Genomic DNA, 309 nt, shown 5'->3' on the forward strand with positions numbered 1-309 from the left:
CCCTCACCCTGGACCTGACCCCCACCGACCTCACCCTCACCATCACCAACCCCCTCCCACACAACACCCGCCCCCGCCCGCGCCCCGGCGGCGGACACGGCATCACCGGCATGCGAGAACGCGCCCACCTGCTCGGCGGCACCCTCACCGCAGGCCCCACACCCACCCACTGGACCCTCACACTCCACCTGAGCTGGAAAGAAACCCGATGATCCGCATCAACCTCGTCGACGACGAGGCCCTCATCCGCACCGGCCTGGCCGCCCTCATCAACGCCGAGGACGACATGGAGGTCACCGGCCAGGCCGC

Annotated in this window: 2 pseudogenes; both read left to right on the forward strand. The window is 70.2% G+C overall.

The window, feature by feature from the left end:
• Positions 1–212, forward strand: a pseudogene (locus ADL05_RS31005) (histidine kinase); the annotation flags it as partial.
• A pseudogene (locus ADL05_RS30305) lies at positions 209–309 on the forward strand (DNA-binding response regulator); the annotation flags it as partial. The pseudogenes ADL05_RS31005 and ADL05_RS30305, both read left to right, overlap by 4 nt.

It is taken from the genome of Nocardiopsis sp. NRRL B-16309 (genome assembly GCF_001279585.1).
GTDB lineage: Bacteria > Actinomycetota > Actinomycetes > Streptosporangiales > Streptosporangiaceae > Nocardiopsis.